Source organism: Hyphomonas sp. (genome assembly GCF_013823385.1).
Lineage (GTDB): Bacteria > Pseudomonadota > Alphaproteobacteria > Caulobacterales > Hyphomonadaceae > Hyphomonas.
Genome location: NZ_PNMA01000004.1, coordinates 75867 through 95625, shown reverse-complemented (window position 1 = coordinate 95625; position 19759 = coordinate 75867). Strand labels below are relative to the sequence as shown.

The 19759-nt window shown below is 63.4% G+C and carries 19 protein-coding genes; 3 read left to right on the top strand and 16 right to left on the bottom strand.

Annotation, left to right across the window (positions count from 1 at the left end; all coding sequences use genetic code 11):
- Window positions 1–2 precede the first annotated feature (2 nt).
- The 10 genes from C0456_RS04250 to C0456_RS04205 all read right to left on the bottom strand — a co-directional run bounded on the left by C0456_RS04250 (window position 3) and on the right by C0456_RS04205 (window position 10672).
- A complete protein-coding gene (locus C0456_RS04250) occupies window positions 3–1505 on the bottom strand; it encodes an aldehyde dehydrogenase family protein (protein ID WP_291048690.1) in 1503 nt (500 codons plus the stop codon).
- 39 nt (window positions 1506–1544) lie between these two features.
- Window positions 1545–2564, bottom strand: coding sequence for a type II secretion system F family protein (locus C0456_RS04245; RefSeq protein ID WP_291048688.1), 1020 nt, complete (start codon window positions 2562–2564; stop codon window positions 1545–1547).
- 13 nt (window positions 2565–2577) lie between these two features.
- Window positions 2578–3603 carry a type II secretion system F family protein gene (locus C0456_RS04240; protein ID WP_291048685.1) on the bottom strand — a complete coding sequence of 342 codons (1026 nt, stop codon included), beginning with the start codon at window positions 3601–3603 and terminating at the stop codon, window positions 2578–2580.
- On the bottom strand, window positions 3603–5084 hold the full coding sequence (locus tag C0456_RS04235) for a CpaF family protein (protein ID WP_291048682.1): 1482 nt from the start codon (window positions 5082–5084) through the stop codon (window positions 3603–3605). The genes C0456_RS04240 and C0456_RS04235 overlap by 1 nt, the downstream gene beginning before the upstream one ends.
- A 25-nt stretch (window positions 5085–5109) precedes the next feature.
- On the bottom strand, window positions 5110–6513 hold the full coding sequence (locus C0456_RS04230; protein ID WP_291048679.1) for an AAA family ATPase: 1404 nt from the start codon (window positions 6511–6513) through the stop codon (window positions 5110–5112).
- Window positions 6514–6547: 34 nt separating this feature from the next.
- Window positions 6548–7258 carry a CpaD family pilus assembly lipoprotein gene (locus tag C0456_RS04225; protein WP_291048677.1) on the bottom strand — a complete coding sequence of 237 codons (711 nt, stop codon included), beginning with the start codon at window positions 7256–7258 and terminating at the stop codon, window positions 6548–6550.
- A 13-nt stretch (window positions 7259–7271) separates the two neighbouring features.
- Window positions 7272–8879: a type II and III secretion system protein family protein gene (locus C0456_RS04220; RefSeq protein WP_291048675.1), complete on the bottom strand. Its 1608-nt coding sequence runs from the start codon at window positions 8877–8879 to the stop codon at window positions 7272–7274.
- Between the two features lies 1 nt (window position 8880).
- A complete protein-coding gene (gene cpaB / locus C0456_RS04215) occupies window positions 8881–9726 on the bottom strand; it encodes a Flp pilus assembly protein CpaB (RefSeq protein ID WP_291048673.1) in 846 nt (281 codons plus the stop codon).
- 98 nt (window positions 9727–9824) lie between these two features.
- The gene (locus C0456_RS04210; protein WP_291048672.1) at window positions 9825–10340 is read right to left on the bottom strand and encodes a prepilin peptidase; all 516 of its coding nucleotides are present in this window, start codon (window positions 10338–10340) and stop codon (window positions 9825–9827) included.
- A gap of 143 nt (window positions 10341–10483) precedes the next feature.
- Complete coding sequence (locus tag C0456_RS04205; RefSeq protein ID WP_291048671.1) at window positions 10484–10672, bottom strand: Flp family type IVb pilin; 189 nt, start codon at window positions 10670–10672, stop codon at window positions 10484–10486.
- A gap of 308 nt (window positions 10673–10980) precedes the next feature.
- Between C0456_RS04205 and C0456_RS04200 the strand changes: the two genes are divergently transcribed.
- The 3 genes from C0456_RS04200 to C0456_RS04190 all read left to right on the top strand — a co-directional run bounded on the left by C0456_RS04200 (window position 10981) and on the right by C0456_RS04190 (window position 12712).
- A complete protein-coding gene (locus C0456_RS04200) occupies window positions 10981–11424 on the top strand; it encodes a pilus assembly protein N-terminal domain-containing protein (RefSeq protein ID WP_291048669.1) in 444 nt (147 codons plus the stop codon).
- A gap of 101 nt (window positions 11425–11525) precedes the next feature.
- Entirely contained in the window at window positions 11526–12092 is a 567-nt protein-coding gene (locus C0456_RS04195) for a TadE/TadG family type IV pilus assembly protein (protein WP_291048667.1), read from the top strand.
- Window positions 12092–12712: a TadE/TadG family type IV pilus assembly protein gene (locus C0456_RS04190; RefSeq protein ID WP_291048665.1), complete on the top strand. Its 621-nt coding sequence runs from the start codon at window positions 12092–12094 to the stop codon at window positions 12710–12712. The genes C0456_RS04195 and C0456_RS04190 overlap by 1 nt, the downstream gene beginning before the upstream one ends.
- Window positions 12713–12715: 3 nt before the next feature.
- Here C0456_RS04190 and C0456_RS04185 read toward each other — a convergent pair whose 3' ends face one another.
- From C0456_RS04185 to murD, 6 genes are all read right to left on the bottom strand, one after another.
- Complete coding sequence (locus C0456_RS04185) at window positions 12716–14203, bottom strand: MFS transporter (protein ID WP_291048662.1); 1488 nt, start codon at window positions 14201–14203, stop codon at window positions 12716–12718.
- Window positions 14204–14295: 92 nt separating this feature from the next.
- On the bottom strand, window positions 14296–15720 hold the full coding sequence (gene murC / locus C0456_RS04180; RefSeq protein ID WP_291048659.1) for a UDP-N-acetylmuramate--L-alanine ligase: 1425 nt from the start codon (window positions 15718–15720) through the stop codon (window positions 14296–14298).
- Between the two features lie 16 nt (window positions 15721–15736).
- On the bottom strand, window positions 15737–16096 hold the full coding sequence (locus tag C0456_RS04175) for a hypothetical protein (protein WP_291048656.1): 360 nt from the start codon (window positions 16094–16096) through the stop codon (window positions 15737–15739).
- Window positions 16093–17193, bottom strand: coding sequence for an undecaprenyldiphospho-muramoylpentapeptide beta-N-acetylglucosaminyltransferase (murG, locus tag C0456_RS04170; protein ID WP_291048653.1), 1101 nt, complete (start codon window positions 17191–17193; stop codon window positions 16093–16095). The genes C0456_RS04175 and murG overlap by 4 nt, the downstream gene beginning before the upstream one ends.
- On the bottom strand, window positions 17186–18337 hold the full coding sequence (locus C0456_RS04165; RefSeq protein WP_291048650.1) for an FtsW/RodA/SpoVE family cell cycle protein: 1152 nt from the start codon (window positions 18335–18337) through the stop codon (window positions 17186–17188). Before C0456_RS04165 ends, murG begins: the two co-directional genes overlap by 8 nt.
- A complete protein-coding gene (murD, locus tag C0456_RS04160; protein WP_291048647.1) occupies window positions 18334–19749 on the bottom strand; it encodes a UDP-N-acetylmuramoyl-L-alanine--D-glutamate ligase in 1416 nt (471 codons plus the stop codon). Before murD ends, C0456_RS04165 begins: the two co-directional genes overlap by 4 nt.
- Window positions 19750–19759: the final 10 nt, after the last annotated feature.

The following is a 19759-nucleotide window of genomic DNA, read 5'->3' as shown; positions in this document are numbered from 1 at the left end:
CCCTAATCCGGCAGGTCGAAGCGGATGCCCTGGGCGAGCGGCAGCGCGCGGGAATAGTTGACCGTGTTGGTGGCCCGCCGCATGTAGCCTTTCCAGGCGTCTGAACCGGATTCGCGCCCGCCGCCGGTTTCCTTCTCGCCGCCGAACGCCCCGCCGATCTCTGCGCCGGAGGTGCCGATGTTGACGTTGGCGATGCCGCAGTCAGACCCCGCTGCGGAGAGGAAGGTTTCGGCTTCGCGCAGGTCTGTGGTGAAGATGGCGGAGGAAAGGCCTGCGCCCGCGGCATTGTTCAGGTCGATGGCCTGCGAAAGATCCGTATAGGGCAGAACATAGAGGATGGGCGCGAAGGTTTCGCGCAGCATCGGGCCGGTTTGCGCGGGCATTTCCACCAGGGCCGGGCGGACATAGACGCCGGGGCCGGAAAGACGCTCGCCGCCGGTGACCACTGCGCCGAGCGCGCGGGCTTCTTCCAAGGCGGCCTGCATGGCCTCGGCGGCGGCCTCATCGATCAGCGGGCCGAGCAGCACCCCTTCCCCGCGCGGATCCCCCACTTTTGCCGAGGCGAAGGCGGATTTGAGGCGCGGCAGGAGCGTGTCCATCACGCTTTGGTGCACGAAGAGGCGGCGCATCGTGGTGCAGCGCTGGCCGGCGGTGCCGAGGGCGGAGAAGGCAATCGCGCGCAGGGCAAGGTCAATATCCGCAGACGGACAGACAATGCCGGCATTGTTGCCGCCAAGCTCAAGGATCATCTTGCCGAAACGGGCGGCGACGACGGGCGCCACGGCGCGGCCCATCCGCGTGGAGCCGGTGGCGGAGAGGACCGCGATGCGGGGGTCTTCCGCCAGGCGGGCGCCGGCATCTGCCCCGCCAATGAGGCAGGCTAGGAGGCCATCGGGCACGCCGCCGAACTTCTCGGCTGCCCGGGCGGCCACGGCACTGACCGCGCGCGCGGTGAGCGGGGTTTTCTCCGACGGTTTCCAGATCACCGGATTGCCGCAGACCAGCGCCAGCGCGGCGTTCCAGGCCCAGACGGCGACGGGGAAGTTGAAGGCGGTGATGACGGCGGTGATCCCGGCCGGGTGCCAGGTTTCCATCATCCGGTGGCCGGGGCGTTCCGACGCGATGGTGAGGCCGTGAAGCTGGCGGGAGAGGCCGGTGGCAAAGTCGCAGATGTCGATCATCTCCTGCACCTCGCCGGCCGCTTCGGCGGGGATCTTGCCCGCCTCCAGCGTGACGAGGGCGGCGAGGTCATCCTTGGCAGCGCGCAGCTCCTCCCCCAGCAGGCGGACGAATTCACCGCGCCGGGGCGCGGGCACCTCGCGCCAGCGGAGAAATGCATCGGCCGCGCGGCTGACAGCGGCTTCATGGTCCACAGCCGTGGCGGCGGGAAGATATCCGAGTACGGAGCCATCGAGCGGCGAGCGGCAGGCAATGGCGCCGCTGGCGGCGGGCATGGGAACGCCGAGACGGGCGAGGCTGGCGGCGGCAAGATCAAGCGGTGTCATGCCAGCGGTCTAGCCGCCCGGCGCGGCGGGGGGAAGCCCTCAGGCGAGATCGCTGGACGGCGGCGCCTGCGTAACCTGCGGGGCGGCCTCGTTTTCCTTCTGCATCGCATTGTACTTGATATAGGCCGGGCCGAGCACGACCAGGAACAGCACGGGCAGGAAGAAAAGGATCATCGGCACGGTGAGCTTGGCCGGCAGGGCGGCGGCCTTCTTTTCGGCCTCCGACATGCGCATCTCGCGGTTTTCCTTGGCCATCAGACGCAGCGCGTCGCCCAGCGGCGTGCCGTAACGCTCAGCCTGGCCCAGCGCCATACAGACAGCCTTCACGCCTTCATGGCCGGTCCGCAGGGCGAGGTTTTCATAGGCCTGGCGGCGGTCTGGCAGATAGGAAAGCTCGGCCACCGTGATACCGAATTCCTCGGCAAGCTCGGGAGAGGCCGAGCCGATTTCCTGGCTGACCTTGTTGAAGCCCATCTCAATCGACATGCCCGCCTCGACGCAGATCAGCAGCATGTCGAGCGCGTCGGGAAAGGCGCGCATGATGGACTTCTGGCGCTTCTGGGCGAGGTTGGAGATATAGAGGTTTGGCGCATAGAAGCCGGCGGCAGCGCCAAAGATGACCGAGCCATATTTCATGAACTGGCTGAGGCCAAAATCATTGACGAAGAAGATGTAGAAGAAGGTGAGCACGGCCCCGGCAAAGGGCATGGCCATCCGCGCGAAATAGAAGGCCGAGATCGGCCCCGGACCGCGCAGGCCGGCCTGGTTCATCAGCTTGACGACGTTGGGATCTTCCAGCGCCTGGGCGAGGTTCAGCTTGGAGGAAATCGAACCGACGACGCTGTCATCCTTGCGGCGCAGACCTTTCTTCTCCAGCGCTGCGCGGCTCTGCTTGCGGAGCTTTTCGCGCTGGCTGGCCACCGCCTTGAGACGGGTTTCCAGCTTGTTGCCCTGCAGATAGGGCAGGAAAATCGTCAGGAAGGTGCCGAACACGGCGGCCGCCACCAGCCAGGCGGCCAGCGTCTGTGGCTTGGTGAAGGAGAGAAGAAGATCGTACATCCTGCGCCGCGCCTCACATATCGAAATTGATCATGTTGCGCATGACCGTGATGCCGGTGCCCATCATGCCGGCGGCCATCACGAGGATGACGTGTCCGGTCTCTGTACGGAATAGCTCCATGATGTAATCCGGCGTGGTGAGAAACACCATGATGCCCACGGCAAAGGGAAGACAGCCGATGATCATGGCCGACGCCTTGGCCTCCGACGAGAGGGCCTTTACCTTCTCGCGCATCATCTTCCGGGAGCGGATGACGGTGGAGAGGTTATGCAGGGCTTCGGAAAGGTTGCCCCCGGCCTTGGACTGGATCATCAGCACGATGGCAAAGAAGTTGATTTCCTGCAGCGGCATCCGCTTGTAGAGCGCCGCCAGCGAGCGGTCGAGGCCCGCGCCCATTGCCAGATTGTCGGCAAAGGTCATGAATTCCTTGCGCAGGGGCTCGGGGCTTTCCTTGGCAATGACGCGGATACATTCGTTGAGCGGCAGGCCGGAGCGCACGCCGCGCACGATGATGTCGAGCGCATCGGCAAACTGGTTCACCATCTTGGTGTGGCGGCCCTTGATGAGGAAGTTCAGGATGAATTGCGGGACGCCCAGCGTGCCGCCGAAAAAGGCCGCAGCCACCAGAACGGGCCGGCTTTTGAGGGAAATGCCGTTGATCACCAGGCCATCGGCGCCCGAAATGTAGACAACCCCAGCGCAGACCAATCCGCACACAGCCGAAAGCATCCAGAACATCGGCACCGGAATTTCGAGGCCGGCTTGGGTGAGCTTTGACCCGATGTTCCGCATGGGATCATTCCGGCGACGTTCCTTGTCCTGCCTGCGCAGGCCTTCGAGCATTTCCTGGGTCTTGGCGCGGCGGCGGGCGTTTTCGTCGGCGAGCTTGCTGCCCTTGACCGGCCCTCCCCCGGCGCTGATCGCCCTGGCGCGCTTGCGCGCGGCATCATCGCGGTTGCCGGTGAGCACAAGACCGACGCCGACGATGGCAAAGAAGGCCAGCGCCGCAACAATATAGGGGACCATCGAACCCGCCATCAGCCGCCATTTACCTCATCAAGAGCTGCGGCGAGTTCCCGCTCGAGGTTATAGTAGGATGCCCGTTCCCAGAAGCGCGGGCGGCCTATGCCCATGCCCCGGTGGCGGCCGACGATCTTGCCGTTCTCGTCTTCGCCTTCGATCTCGTATTTGAGAATGTCCTGAAGAACGATGGTGTCGCCCTCAAGGCCGAGCACCTCGGTGATGCACATGATGCGGCGGGAGCCATCGCGCAGACGCGAAGCCTGGACGACCACATCAATCGAGCCGACGATCATTTCACGGATGGTTTTTGCCGGCAGCGAGAAGCCGCCCATGGTGATCATGGATTCCACACGGCTCAAGGCTTCGCGCGGGCTGTTGGCGTGCAGCGTGCCCATCGAGCCATCATGGCCCGTATTCATCGCCTGCAGAAGGTCGAACGCTTCGGGGCCGCGCACCTCGCCCACGATGATCCGTTCCGGGCGCATACGCAGACAGTTCTTGACGAGTTCACGCATGGTGACCTCGCCGGAGCCTTCGATGTTGGGCGGGCGGGTTTCCAGGCGCACGACATGGGGCTGCTGAAGCTGAAGTTCGGCGGAGTCTTCGCAGGTGATGACGCGTTCGCCCGGCTCGATGAAGCCGGTGAGACAGTTGAGCAGCGTGGTCTTGCCCGAGCCCGTACCGCCGGAGATCAGCACGTTGCAGCGGCTGTGGCCAATGATGCGCAGGATCTCGGCGCCAGGCTCGCTGATCGATCCGAAGCGGACAAGATCGTCAAGCTTCAGCTTGTCCTTCTTGAACTTACGGATGGTGAGCGTGGGGCCGTCAATGGCGAGCGGCGGGGCAATCACGTTGACGCGGGAGCCATCCAGCAGGCGGGCGTCGCAGATCGGAGAGCTTTCATCGACGCGCCGGCCAACCTGAGACACGATCCGTTGGCAGATGTTCATCAGCTGGGCATTGTCGCGGAAGCGGATATTCGTCCGCTCGATCTTGCCGTTGACCTCGATATAGGTCGTGTCGGCACCGTTGACCATGATATCGGCGATGTCGTCCCGCGCCAGAAGCGGCTCCAGCGGGCCATAGCCGAGCACATCGTTACAGATGTCGTCGAGCAGGTATTCCTGCTCGGAAATCGACATCACGACATTCTTGATGCTGATGATCTCGACGACGATATCGCGGATTTCCTCACGCGCGCTCTCGGTGTCGAGCTGGGCGAGCTGGGAAAGGTCGATCGTGTCGATCAGCGCGTTGAAGATGGTGGTCTTGGTGGCGTAATACTGATCGGAATGCTGGTTGACCTTGCGGACCGGCTCCGGCTTGACCTCAGGGGTCTTGAGCTTTGTTGCCGCAACGGGCGCGGGCTCCGGCGCGCGCGGCTTGACAGGCGCAGACGGGGCGGCCGGCGTGGGGGCAGCCGGCTTCGGCGCCGCCGCAGGCGCCGGCGAGGGCAGCGTTGCGGAAGATGTAACCGAGCGTTTGCCAAAAGCCATGATCTAACCCGTTATCTCAATCGTCCTACTTACCCAGCAGTTTCTTGAGGAATGATTTCTCAACCCTCTGGATCGTCCGCCCGCTCAGGGCCGCTGCCAGTTCATCGATGGCGATGGCCGGGCGCGATGCCGGGCCGGTTTCGGAAATCATCTGGCCATTATTGGCCGCCGTGCCGAAGACTTCAGGATCGAAGGGCACGATGATCTCCGGCTCCACGCCGATGGCGGCAGCGAAATCCTTCACCGGAATTTCCGGCCGCTTGGGCACGCCGCACATGTTCAGCACCAGCCGGGGCGGGTTGTCATTGACGCGGTGGCCCTTGAGCTGGTCGATCAGGTTCTTGCCGTTACGCAGGGAGGCAAGGTCTGGCTGGCAGACGACGATCACTTCGTCAGACTGGATCAGCGTGGTGCGCAGCCACTGGTTCCAGACATGCGGCAGATCCAGCACCATGAAAGGCACATTCCGGCGCACGCCCTGGATAACGGTCGTGTACGCATCATCGGGAATATCGATGATCTGGTTGATATGGGCCGGCGCGGTGAAGAGGGAAAGCCGCTCCGTGGCGCGGGCCAGCAGGCGTTCGATCACGGCGTCGTCGGCGCGCTCGGGCGCGAGCAGCGCGTCGGCAATCGTCTGGGGCGTTTCCTGGTTGAAGTCGAGCGCGGTGGTGCCGAAAGAGAGGTCAAGGTCGACGAGCGTGGTGTTGACCTTGATATTTTCCGCCAGCGACCAGGCAAGGTTGTGGGCGATGGTGGAGGCCCCTACCCCGCCCTTGGCGCCAACCACCGAAATCTGGCGGCCGACGAAGGGCGCGTCCGGATCGGTGAAGAGGCCCGAGATGGCACGGATGATCTGCAGCGGCTGGAACGGCGGAACAAGATATTCCGACACGCCGCGCGCCATCAGCTGGCGGTAGAGCATGATGTCGTTGACCGAGCCGATGACGACGACCTTCACATGCTCGTCGCAATGCTCGGCCAGAGCATCGACCTCGGCGATCACCTGCTCGGCCACCGAGCCGGACTCGATGAGGATGAGATTGGGTGTCGGGTTGCCCTGCAGATAATGGATCGCAGACGGAATACCGCCGGGCAGGCATTCGACCGTGGCACGGCCCATGCGCCGGTCCTGCGCGCAGAGTTCCATCAGCAGGCGGGTTTCCTCGCGCTCATAGAACAGCTTGATCGAAATTGCCGGCAGCAGGGCGTCGCCGCCCTCATCCCCGGACGAGAAGACCGGCATGTTGTAATTGGCCGGGCGCGCCGCGAAATCCACCACCGGCTGGACCGGCGAGGCCGCCGCAGGCGTTTCGCCAAAGATTGTCGCTGTCGCCCTGCCTATCGGCGTCGAGGGGCCCTCTTCGCCGAAGACATCTTCGAACTCAGGGTCGATGTCGTCTTCGAACATCGGATTGTCTTTGCCCATCTTCTTTGTGCTCCCCGTGGCTCCTGCCAAAACTTTACCGGACCGCCGATGAAACAGCGCCGGACTCCTGGTTCGACCGCGCGGATGCCGTGGTTTCTCCGGCACGGAACTTCTCCAGAATGACCTGGCGGCGGGAAAGATCGGACGGATCAAGCGCGCGCTTTCCGAGAAGATCACCCGGATCAATGATCATGGCGGCCAGATTGGTGCGGACCGAACAGCCCAGCGTCGGCAGCTGGTTGTTGGAATCGATATTGCTGAAATCCACAGTCGATTTGGGCGGGCAGTAAGGCGCAATCGCCTCATAGCTCTGATAGGCGAGGATCATCGGCTCACTGACGGGCGAACCGGCGCCGTGTGCGCGGCCTGTCATTTCCTCATACTCGACGCCGAGATCCCAGGCGATGGCGCGGGCCTCTGCGACGGCCGCGACCGCAAGCTGCGGATTGGCCGAGACCTGAGGCATCGACAGGACGAGCGGGCCGTGGCCGCGCTTCACATACCCGGCCAGGAATTCGCGGATACGCGCGCGGTCGCTGCTGGAAAGCTCGCTGGCCTGCGCATCGATGGCCACTTCCAGAAACTCGGTGCGCTTTTCGACCTGGATCGGATTGAGATCGAGCGGCGAGTTTTCAAGATAGGCCGCCGGCACCGCGGTCGGCGCGACACTGGCGCAGGCCGATATGGCCGCGGCGCCCGCGCCAAGGGCGATGAGAGCTGGTAGCGAACGGATCTGACGGGTCATGGTCTGTCTTGCCCTACTCTTCCATAAAGCCCACAGGGGCACGATATTCGTCAGCCTTGATGGGAGCGCCATCGCGGCCATAGGTTTCATTCAGCTTGCCGAAGAAGATGGTCTTGGCGTCCGAAGCATTGGCATAGCCGTCGGCAGGAGATTTCATGTTTGCCTTGCCGGCCGGGCCAACGAGATACGGCGTCACCATCACGACGAGTTCGGTTTCATCGGACAGGAAGTCCCGCGACTGGAACAGGGCGCCCAGAATGGGGAGCTTCTTGAGGCCGGGAAGCTGGTCGATGGTCTGGCGATCTTTCACCGAGATGAGACCGGCCATCATCATCGAGCCACCCGAAGGAAGTTCGACCACGGACTCTGCCCGGCGCACCGATAGTGCCGGCAGGGTTGCGCCCTGGATGATGGTGGTGTTGCCATCGGAGTCCGTGAAGGTCTGCGCGGCGCCCTGGAAGGCGCCCTGCGAGGTCAGCTCCGACACTTCCGTCGAGACTTTCAGCGAGATGCGGCCCTCCGAAAGGACGACCGGGGTGAAGGCAAGCCCCACACCATAGGGTTTGAACTCGACCGTGATCTGACCGTTCTGGTTCTGGCCGACCGGCACGGGGAATTCACCGCCCGCGAGGAATTTTGCGCTCTCGCCCGACATCGCCACGATGTTGGGCTCTGCCAGCGTGCGGACGATGCCGACACGTTCCATGGCATCGATGGCCGCCCCAACGGAGGATTGCAGGCGGCCGTTATTATAGTTGGTGTAGCCCGTTTTCAGGGACACCCCGCCCAGAGCCTGGCCCTGAACGTTGAAACTGTTGGACGCGCTGGCGCTCAATGTGTTGCTGGACGGGCCCGTGGGCTGGAGCATCTGAACGGCGGTGCCCTGCCCTGTGGTATTGTATTGGCCCGAGTCCGGATCAAAGAACAGCGGCAGGCCGCCCTGGAACACCTGCTGCAGCGACTGACTGGCAAGTTCGCCAAAGCTGGTGGAGCCGGAAAGGTTGATGCCGAGCTGCTTGATCACGCTGCGCTGCATTTCGACAATGCGCACTTCCAGCAGAACCTGATCCGCCGCATTGACGTTCAGCATATTGACGATCTGCAGGTTGCCGCCGGAGGACGCTTCTGGGAAGAAGGCCTTGACCAGGCGGCTGACCTGATCGGACTGGGAGAGGTTGTCCACCATCCCGGTAAGGATGATGCTGCCATTGACGCTTTCAATCTTCACCCGCGCATCAGGAACATGCCGGGAAATGGTGTCTTCCAGCGCGGCAAGGTCTGTCTCGACGGAGATGTTGAGATCCAGCAGCGTGCGCCCTGCCCGGTCGAAGATCAGCGCATTCGTCTGGCCGAACCTGATGCCGCGGAAGATGATCCGCTGAGCCGTCTGGACCACGGCGTCCGCAATGGCGGGATTGGAAATCACCACATCGGCGGCCGGCGCTTCCAGATCGACAATCATCGACTTGTTGACCCCGAGCGTCACCCGGCGGGAAACGGCCTGGTCACCCGGCTTGGTAATGCTGGTGCCCATGCCGTTGGGCACGGTCTGGGCCAGCGCCACCGGGCCAGCGGCCAATGCAAGGAGGGTCGCGCAGGTCAGCGCCTTCAGCGTGCGCATATCAGTTGCTCCCCATGGCTGTAAGTGTTGGCCGGCTATTGCGGATGATCATGATGGCGCTTCCGGCTTCATCGCCGCCATTGAGTTCCAGGCGCGGCGTGCGCGGGGCGCTGACAGCTTCCTCACTGAGCGGACGCAGAGCCAGAGAAAGCTGACCCTTGCTTTGCGACAGGGCCACCAGTTCGGCTTCGGCAGGCGTTACCTCAAGCGTGGCGGTGCGGCCAATGCGTGTGGACTCCTGCGGCGTGCTGGGCGCATAGGCCTGGTCAATCGCCAGCACACGCACATTCTGAAGGATGATCTTGGAGATCGTGCGCTCATCCGTGAGGCCGTTGGTCGCAGTGGGCTTCTGCTCATAGGTGAGGATCAGGTCCACCCGGTCATTGGGCAGAATGAAGCCGCCCGAGGCCGACTCAGGCGAAATGCCCACCGAGACAGCCCGCATGTCGGCGCCCATCAGCACGGGCAGAAGGCCTGCTTCGCCGCGCTTGACGATGCGCTGGGGCATCAGAGGTTCTGCCTTGTAGATCGGCATCTTCACCACCGCCCCGGCAATCTCCTCGATCGCGTTGGGCGCGGCGGTTTCGATAAACTGTCCCTCGACAACGCCTTTTTCAGGCCAGACGGACCATCGCAGATCCTCTGCCTTGATCTGTTCACCGATGGCGAAATCCCGCTTGGCGGTCAGAACCTTGATCTCGGAGACCTGTTCTGTCTGTACGATGGTATTGTCGCGGGTGAGCGTCTCGGTCACGACCTGCGGCTGGCTCATACGGCTTACAAGCAGGGCGGCCCCGCCGGCGGCCACAAGCGCCAGCACCAGGATAATAATGCGTATCGGCGACATGCGGCGCCTCTCCCTCCCAATTCCGTATGCAAAGGTAAATGCATACGGCCAGCCAGTTCATACTGTTGGGAAAATTGCACGCGCCGCCTAAAGGATCGTTAACCGGTAAATCCCGCTGCGCGGTAAAGGTCTGCCAGCAGGGGCGAGGCGGCGCCGGCCAGGAGAGCGCCCGCCGCAATCGCGACGCCATAAGGAACGCCGGCCTTGGGCTCGAACGGGGCACGCATGAAGCCGGGAATGGTTTCAGCCGGGGCGGTGCGGCGGACGGCCAGGATGAGGGTGGCGCAGATACCGCCGGCAATCGCCATCTTGAACGCGAACGGAAAGGCCGCTTCCGGCCCCATCCAGAGCACGACGGCGGGGATCATCTTGGCGTCCCCTCCTCCGAAGATGCGGAAAGCGTAGAGGCCAAAGGCAATCAGGAAGGCCAGGCCCCCGGCCATCAGATGGCCGCCGATGATTTCCAGCGGCAGGCCGGAAACGGCCGCAGCCGGAACAAAGAGGCCGGCGAGGGTAAGGTTCAGCCAGTTGGGGATCTTCAGCTGGTTTACATCATAAAGCGCCGCCAGCACGCAAAGGCAGAGGAAAAGGGCGGCGAGAACCATGAGCACCATAAGACGTCTCCCAAACATCAAGGTCAGCGGCCGAGCATGGCGCAAAAGCCTGAAAGAAGGCTTGAGGCGCGCGGGGGTAGGGCCGGAAAGAAAAGAGCCGCCGGTTATCCGGCGGCTCTCTGATATCGGATACGGACTACCGATTACTCGGTTTCGCCACCGCCATCAGCGCCGGCGGTGCCCATTTTGGCGGCAACCGTTTCGAACGTGGAATTGGCGTTCGAGCCAAGAGCCGAAACACCACCGATGATGGCGACAGCGATGAGAGCGGCGATCAGGCCGTACTCAATAGCGGTTGCGCCGGACTCGTCTTTCAGAAAACGTGCAAACATTGGAAACTCCCATCATGCGTTTGACAAGTTCCGGCTTGAAACTTTTTTTCCCGGAACAGGGATGGTTCTACAGGAGCAACTTTGAGATCTCGTTTCCGCAGTCAGAAAATTCATGAAGCGAAATCAGGGGGTTGTTTACTGATTCTGCTGTTGCACCTCCGGCACCTTCGCGCGCGCGATTCCTTATATATACACCTTGGGAAATCCCCTTCCCGGCGCAATGCCTGCGCGCCCGCCGAAAACGCATTAGGAAATGGGAAACCAAAATAGGCGAGGTTCCGGAAAACATGCGCCGGAGTTTCCGTATAATGAACATCCTCGTGAAGCCTGCCCTTGCTGCCCTCGCCAGCCTGGTTCTCGCCGGTGCCGCCCAGGCCCAGCAGCTGTCCATCGAGGCTTCCAAAACCGTTCCGCTGCGCCTCTCCGGCCCTGCCTCCAGCATCGTGGTGGGCAACAAGAACATCGCCGATGTGGCCGTGCATGACGAACGGCTGATCTTCGTGACCGGCAAGAGCTATGGCACCACCAATCTGATGGTGTTCAACAAGGCCGGTGAGGAGGTTTACAGCGCCGAAGTGGTCGTCACCGCCAACTCGTCCAATCTGGTGACCGTCAACCGCGCCGGCCAGAACCAGACCTATGACTGCGCCCCGGTCTGCCGGTCCGCCCTCAGCCTGGGGGATGATCCGGCCTACTTCTCCCGCCTCCTCCAGCAGCAGCTGCAATCGCAGGCCCTGACCGGCGGCAACTGACAACCGGCGGGCGATGCATGAAATTGCATCGACCTGCTAAACCAGCCACAAACCGGAACATGCTAGATCTGCAGGCTGATCCCATTGGGGGGAATAGCCTGATGATGCCCAGCATCCGTTACAGCCTTGCGGCGCGCCTGCAGGCGCGCTTTCGCGACTACGCCTGCGACCATCGGGGCGTCGCGGCGGTGGAGTTTGCGCTGATCGCCGCCCCTTTCTTCTTTCTGATCTTCGGCCTGCTGGAGGTCTGCATGATCTTCATCATGGCAGCGATCCTTGACCATGGCATCGCCGACGCCAGCCGGCCGCTGCGCACCGGCGCCGTGCAACAGGCAGGCGTGACCCCGGAAGAGTTCCGGGAACTGCTCTGCAGCAAGCTGATGGGCATGATGGATTGCAAGAACCGCCTGTATTTCGATGTGCAGACCATTGACGGCTTCAACCACGTTCCGATGGGCTCGCCCCTCAACGAAGCCGGCGCCATCAATGGCGAGGAGTTCGGCTTTCTTCCGGGCGGCCCCAACGACATCGTCGCCGTCCGCGTATTCTATGAATGGGATCTGATGACACCGGTCCTCAGCGCCCCGCTGTCCAACATGGCCGGCCACAAACACCTGATCCAGTCCAACGTCGTGTTCCGCAACGAGCCTTTCGGGAGCGAATCCTAATGCTGCTCAACCGCTATTTCAAAGCCCGGCTGGAGCGGAAGAACGCTCCCCGGAAGCTCGGCCTGAAGAGCCTCCTGCGCAATGAGGATGGGGTCTCTGCCGTCGAGTTTGCCTTTATCGCGCCGCTCATGGTGCTGATCTTCTTCGGCTGTATCGAGCTGAGTTTCATGATGCGCGCCGATCGCCGTGTCACCGCCACAGCCTCCAGCCTCGGGGACCTCACCTCCCGCCTTGCCTCGGTAACCGATGACGACATGCGGGAACTTTACAACGCCGCCACGGTGATGATGCAGCCCTATCACGCTTCGGAAACGCGTATGCGGATCACCTCCATCGTCGATAGCGGGAATGGCCAGAAGCGTGTGGCCTGGTCGGACGGTTACAAGATGGAACCGCGCGTCGCCGGCTCCATCGTGCCGGTGCCCGATGGCATTGTGCCCCAGCCCGGCTCGGTGATCCTGACCGAGATCGAGTATGACTATAAAAGCGGGTTCAGCGTGGTGATCGATACGTCGATCACGATGAGCGACACCTTCTACCTTCGCCCCCGGCGTGTTTCGAATATCGAACGCATCCGCCAGGGCGGCGGTGGACCGCCTGCCTTCGGCCCCACAAGCTAGGACCTAGCGCGCCCGCCGCGCTGGCGGATCGGACTTGACGGTGAGCAGCACCGCCAGTCCCAGGAAGAACAGAAACGCGATGGCCGACATGCCGATCCGCTGATCTCCCGACCAGCGGGTGAACTGCTCGATCAGCAGTGGCCCGAGCCAGACCGTCACCGTTCCGGCAATCGCAAACAGGCCGAAGAACTCGCCTCGCATATGCGCCGGCGCGACATGGATCAGCATCGAGCGGCTGGAGGAAATGTTCGCCGTGGCGAAGATGGCAATCAGCGCGCCTTGGACGAGATAGATCAGGTCGGACGATCCGGAGAAGAACGGGGCGTTCCACACGGTCACATTCGGCACCAGGCCGAAGAAGGCTGAGTCCCGCGTGACTGAAAGGCCAAGGAACAGGATCACCACAATGGCGGCGATCTCGACGATCAGCGCATTCTTGGGGCCAAGCCGCTGATCCAGCCAGCCGCCGAAAATGCCCCCTGCCACGCCCCAGGCAGACGCCCAGATGGCATAGATCGTCAGCTCGATTAGGCCCCAGCCGAGGAACAGGCTGACATACACCGCGCCGATGGTGAGGAGGGCGAACATGCCGTCGGCGTAGATGGTCCGGGCAATGAGGAATTTGAACGCCTCGCGGTGATGGGCTGCCTGGCGGATGGTGCGGATCACCCCCTGGGCGCCTTCCCGGATCGCCCGCACGGGCGAGGTACCTTTGACGCCCGTATCCTTGGCGTGGAGGAAGAAGGGAATCATCGCGGCCAGCATCCAGACCCCGCAGATCGGCCCGGCAATGCGGAACTGTTCGTACTGCGCCGGATCAATTCCGAAGAGTGGCTCAGGGAAAGGCCAGGCCCGCTCAATCGGCAGGGCAAACATGAAGACGATGGCGACGAACATCAGCGTGGCCATGCCATTGCCAAGCGCGAGCCCGAGCCCTGACACGGCCGGCAAGGCATCCAGCCGCGCCGCATCCGGCAGCATCGAATTATGCGCCACCTCGCTATAGCTGTAGCAGACATAGGCGATGATCAGCAGTGACATGACCGCGCCGGTCGACAGGCCTGCCGGGCCGGGGATCGCCCACCAGAGGGAAATACCTACCAGCGAGATCAGCGACAGGCAGAGGAAGATCAGCGGCTTGCGGCGCAGGCCCCGGTCAAAGGCGGCGCCGAGGAAGGGCGCGGTCAGGGCTGCGATATAGCCGGCCGTCTTCGACAGATTGGCGACCATCGCCTGGCCTTCGGCGCCCGCCACCCGGTGGGCCTCGTCCGGCGAAAGCCCGTCCAGCTTGCCGCTGGCCAGGATATCGGCGCCGACAATGTCCCGCGCGAAATACGGCGCGAACACATAGATGACGATCAGGATGTAGTAGGGGTTCCGCGCCGCCTCGAACCAGGCCCAGGAGAAGCCGGTCTTGCCGAGCGCGCCGCCTTCTCCCTTGTGAGTGTGAGCCAGGTTGCCGCCAGCGGCATCCACAATCGCTTGCGCCATTCGCATCCTCCCGGCGCGTATGCCCGCGCGTTATGCGGCGAGACTAGTCGCTATTACACAAAGCGGAAGGCGGTTTTGTCTGTGACCCAGCGTCAGCCCTGAAGCTTGCTGGCAAGCTCCCCGGCATAGCGGGTGATGTCCCCTGCTCCCAGGCAGACGACCATGGCGCCCGGCCCGGCCAGCGCCTTCACGGCTTCGGGCAGATCGGCGAGCGATGCCAGCGCGCGCGCGCTGCGATGGCCGTGCCGCTGGACCGAGCGGACAAGGGCTTCATGCGTGATGCCGGGGATGGGCGTCTCGCCCGCCTCATAGACCGGCGCGACCAGAACATGGTCGGCCTGGTCGAAGCAGCGGGAGAACTCCTCAAAGAGGTCGCTGAGCCGCGAATAGCGGTGGGGCTGGCAGACGGCGATCAGCGTGCGGTCGCCCTGCATGGCCCGGCCCGCCTTCAGCACGGCCGCAATCTCCACCGGGTGGTGGCCATAATCATCAATGATCTTGACTGGCTCCTGACCCGGCGCGGACACCCAATCACCCACCGGCGTGAAGCGCCGCTTGACGCCGCCGAACTTTGCCAGTGACCCGCGTATCTGCTCATCGGTTGCGCCCAGTTCGAGTGCCACGGTGATGGCGGCCAGCGCGTTCTGAACGTTATGCTCGCCCGCCATCGGCAGGGTCAGCCCGTCAATCCGGCGCGGCGCCTCGTCTTTTCCGCGGCGGATCTCGACATCAAAATGCGCCCCGGAAAGATCGGTGCGCAGGTTCACCGCGCGCACATCGGCCTGAAGATTGAAGCCATAGGTGATGCGGCGCCGGTCAGTCACGCGGGCGGCCAGCGCCTGCACTTCGGGATGATCCGTACAGAGAACGGCAAAGCCATAGAAAGGCAGGTTTTCGACGAAGGTGTCGAACGCCTCGCGCAGATTTTCCATGGTGCCGTAATGGTCCATATGCTCGGGGTCGATATTGGTGACGATGGCACAGGTGGGGTGGAGCTTGGCGAAGGTGCCGTCGCTCTCATCGCTTTCCACCACCATCCAGTCGCTCTCGCCGGCTTTGTAGTTCGAGCCATAGGCGTGGATGATGCCGCCATTGATCACCGTGGGATCGATGCCCGCGCCATCCAGCAGGCAGGCGACCAGCGAGGTGGTCGTCGTCTTGCCATGCGTTCCGGCGATGCAGACGGTGTATTTGAGGCGGGTGATCTCGGCCAGCATGTTGGCCCGGCGCACAACCGGGATGCCGGCTGCGCGGGCGGCCAGCACTTCGGGATTATCCCGGCGGATGGCAGTGGAGATGATGACGGTGCCCGCGCCGGAAACATTCTCGGCCTTGTGGCCGATGAACACTTTCACCCCGCGCGCCCGCAGGCGCTCGACATTGGCGCTGTCAGACACATCCGAGCCCTGAACCTCATAGCCCATGGTCAGCATCACATCGGCAATGCCCGACATGCCGATGCCGCCAATGCCGACGATATGCGCCGGGCCTACCGGAAACGGGGTTGGGGTGGTCATGGAAAACCTCGCGCTTCTAAATCGTCCGCCGCGTCAGAGACATCAAAAGCCCGGCAATCGCAACGACCAGCATCAGGCCCATCACCAGCGTCATCGGGCCTTCGCCCTTTTGCACCTGGGTGCCTTCGACCAGAACCTGCACATGCGTGAAATACGACATCCAGAAGATGCCGACCGTGACACCCCATGCGGCTGACAGCATGCGGGAGGAGCCCTGGTTCAGGGTGCGCAGGCCGCCCCAGATGAGCGCGCCTGCCGTGATGAAACTGACGAGCCAGAATGGCCAGGGCAGCCAGTGGCCCCAATTGCGCACGATCTCGAAGATCGTGAGGAACAGGCCAAACACGAGCGCGATGTAAGCAGACTTGCGGATCATAACTCCGCGATCCTCTCCGCCATTTCCGCCAGTTTCTGGGCCGCATCCGGGCGCGCGGCAGACTTTGCAGCGGCCGCGCGCGCCGCAAGGTCTGCGCCGTCGGAGAGGCGCGCCGAGATAAGCTCGCCCAAGAGCTTTGGCGTCACATTGGCTTCCAGGATCATGTCGGCGGCGCCAACTCCGGTCAGCGCTTCGGCGTTCGCCGTCTGATGGTCGTCCATGGCGATGGCGAGCGGAATGAGGATGGACGGGCGCCCGACAGCGGCCAGTTCACTGACCGTGCCGGCGCCCGAGCGGGCGATCACGAGGTGTGCTGCGGCCAGGCGTTCGGGCATGTCGCGGAAGAAGGCCGACAGCTCGCAGGCGACGCCTGAATTGCGGTAGATGTTCGAGACAATCTCATACTGTTCCTCGCGCACCTGCTGCACCACTTTGAGGCGCACGCGCAGCGGCGGGGAGACATGGTTTGCAATCGCCAGCGGCACAACCTCGCCGATGATGCGCGAGCCCTGGCTGCCGCCGGTGATGAAGATGTTCAGCGTCTCGTCCGTAGGCGGATAGGGAATCTGCCCGGCTTCCAGGATCGGCGCGCGCACGGGATTGCCAAGCGGCATATGGGCCGAGCCGGGGGGCAGGCGGTCAAGCCGGTCAAACCCGCTCGCCACCAGCTTGGCATGTCTGGCAAACTGGCGGTTGACCCGGCCGAGTACGGCATTCTGTTCATGGATGATGATTGGCACGCCGAGGCGGCGCGCCGCCGCCAGGGCCGGAAAAGCCGGATAGCCGCCGAAGCCGGCCACCAGCGCCGGGCGGTGCTGTTTCATCAGACGGCGGGCGCGGCTGATCCCGGCATTGATCTTCAGCGCGGCGCCCGGAACCGTCCAGGGTTTGCGGAAGTTGGGGCTGGCAGCCTCGATTTCTTCTTTCCAGTCTGCCGGGAAGTCAGCGGCATATTTCAAGCCGCGCGTGTCGGAAATCAGCGCCGTGTTCCAGCCGCGCGCGCGCATTTCATCGGCGAAGGCGCGGGCGGGGAACATGTGGCCGCCGGTGCCCCCGGCTGCGATGATGACGAGTTTTGAATCGGGTGTGTCAGCCATACTGGCCACGGCTCCTTGTGCCTTCGCCGCGGACGAGAGCAAGCGCAAGGCCGAGCGTCAATCCCATACCCACCATGGAAGAGCCGCCATAGGAGACAAAAGGCAGTGTCACGCCGGTTGGCGGCAGAACGGCGAGGTTTACGCCTATATTCACGACCGCCTGAAGGCTAAACAGGGTGAAGAGACCGGCCGCCGCCGTGCGGGCATAGCCGTCCTCGATACGGGCGGCGGCGCGGAAGCCGCGGATCGCCATCATCGCAAAGATCGCCATCAGCACGACAATCGCCACCAGGCCAAACTCCTCGGCCATCACCGCGAAGATGAAATCGGTATGCGCGTCTGGCAGCCGGGCCTTGACCAGGCCCTCCCCCGGACCGACGCCGAACAGGCCACCCCGGCTGATGGCTTCGGCCGCCTTGTCGAGCTGGTAGCGGTCCACAGTGGCGGGGTTGAGGAACACGTCCACCCGCGCCTTCACATAGGGCAGCAGGTTATAGAGCAGCACGGCGAGCACGCCGCCGCCCAGGCCAAAGATCCCCACCCAGCGTTTGGGCAGGCCGCTGACGAAGAAGGTTGTCAGGAAAGCCGCCGTCAGCAGCACCGCCTGGCTGACATCCGGCTGCAGCAGCAGCAGGCCAAGCGTCACCGCATAGAAGATGAAGGCGACCAGCGCCCAGGGGCCTTTGGGATAAAGCTCCCGCTGCGCCAGCAACCAGCCGCAGAGCAGGATGAGCGCCGGCTTCACCGTCTCGCTCGGCTGGATGGAAAAACCGGCAAAGCGCAGCCAGCGCTGGGCGCCCTTGGCCTCATGCCCGAAGCCGAGCACGGCAATCATCATCACGATACTGACGAGGAAAATCGCCGTGGCCGTGCGCCGCGCCCATTTCCGGTCAAGCGCGCTGAAACCCATCATGATCGTGAAGCCGAGCGCCGCCAGCCCCGCCTGCCGGTAGACGAAGTAATAGGCATCCCCATACCCGATCCGCGCCGAAGCAGACGGCCCGGCGGCGAGCGACATTAGAAGCCCGATGCTCAGCAGCAGGACAGCGCCGGCAACCAGCCCCCAGTCCAGCGTGCGGCGCCATTCGGTAAACCAGGATGTATCCGAACGCGGCAGAAGCGGTGCGTTGGCCGTGTAGCTCACGCGGTCACCTTGAGGCTCGCCGGCATCATGCCCTGCACGAGACGGCGGAACGCGTCGCCCCGCTGCTCATAATCCTTGAACTGATCAAAGCTGGCACAGGCCGGCGACAGGAGAACGACCGCGCCGGGCTCACCGGCCGCCTTGGCGTCCCGGTAGGCAGCTTCCACGGCCCGGTCGAGCGCGCCACACACCTGGCTGGGCACCTTGCCGTGCAGCGTGGCGGCAAAGACATCTTCCGCCTGGCCGATCAGATACGCCTTGGTGATGTTGGGAAAAAGCGGAGCCAGCGGGGCAATGCCTTCAGCCTTGGGCACGCCGCCGGCAATCCAGTAGATGTTCTTGAATGATCTCAGCGCCTGCTCGGCCGCCTGGGCGTTCGTGGCTTTTGAATCATTGATGAAGCGGATGCCGTCGATCTCGCCGACCGCTTCCATCCGGTGGGCAAGGCCCGGGAAGGAGCGCAGCCCCGCCATGATCGTTCCCGGATCAAGGCCGAGCGCCCGGCAGGCGGCATAGGCAGCAGCAGCGTTCTGGTAATTGTGACGGCCCAGCAGCGCAGGGCATTCGTCGAGCTTGCCGACGAACTCCGCCTTGCCCGACTGGTTGTCATAGAGGCGGCCATCGACCGCGCTGATGCCCTTGCCGAGGGTATAGGTGGAGGAAATCTGCACCACTTTCTGGGGGCCCTTGGCCGAGAGGCCAATGGCGATCGACTGGGTGTAGACATCATCAAACCCGATGACGGCGACATCTTTCTCCGTCTGGTTCTGGAAGATGCGCATCTTCGCAGCCTGATAGCCATCCATGCTGCCATGCCGGTCGAGATGGTCCGGCGAGAGGTTCAGGAAGACGGCCACATCGCAGCGCAGGCTCTTCACCAGGTCGAGCTGATAGGACGACATCTCCAGCACATAGACCGCGTTGGAATGCAGCGCGGCGAGATCGAGCACGCCGGTGCCGATATTGCCGCCAACGCGGACATCGCGGCCGGCCTGTTTCAGGATATGGCCGATCAGCGCGGTGGTGGTGGATTTGCCATTGGTGCCGGTGATGGCGACGATCTTCGGACGCGCCCGCTCCGGCAGAGCCTGAACCGCGCGGGCGAAGAGTTCCATGTCCCCGATCACCGGAACGCCGGTCATCTCTGCCATGCGCACAAGGCGGTGGGGCTGGGGATATTTGTAAGGGATGCCCGGCGACAGGACGAGCGCGGCAAAAGTCTGCCAGTCGCGCTTGTTGATGTCGGAAAGGGCGATGCCGGCGGCTTCGGCCTTGGCGCGGGTTTCCTCATTATCGTCCCACGCATGGACGCGCGCACCGCCAGCCTTCAGGGCTTTGGCCGCGCTGAGACCGGTGCGGCCGAGGCCGTACACCGCAACGTCTTTTCCAGCGTATTCGGTAATGGGGATCATGGCGCCTGCA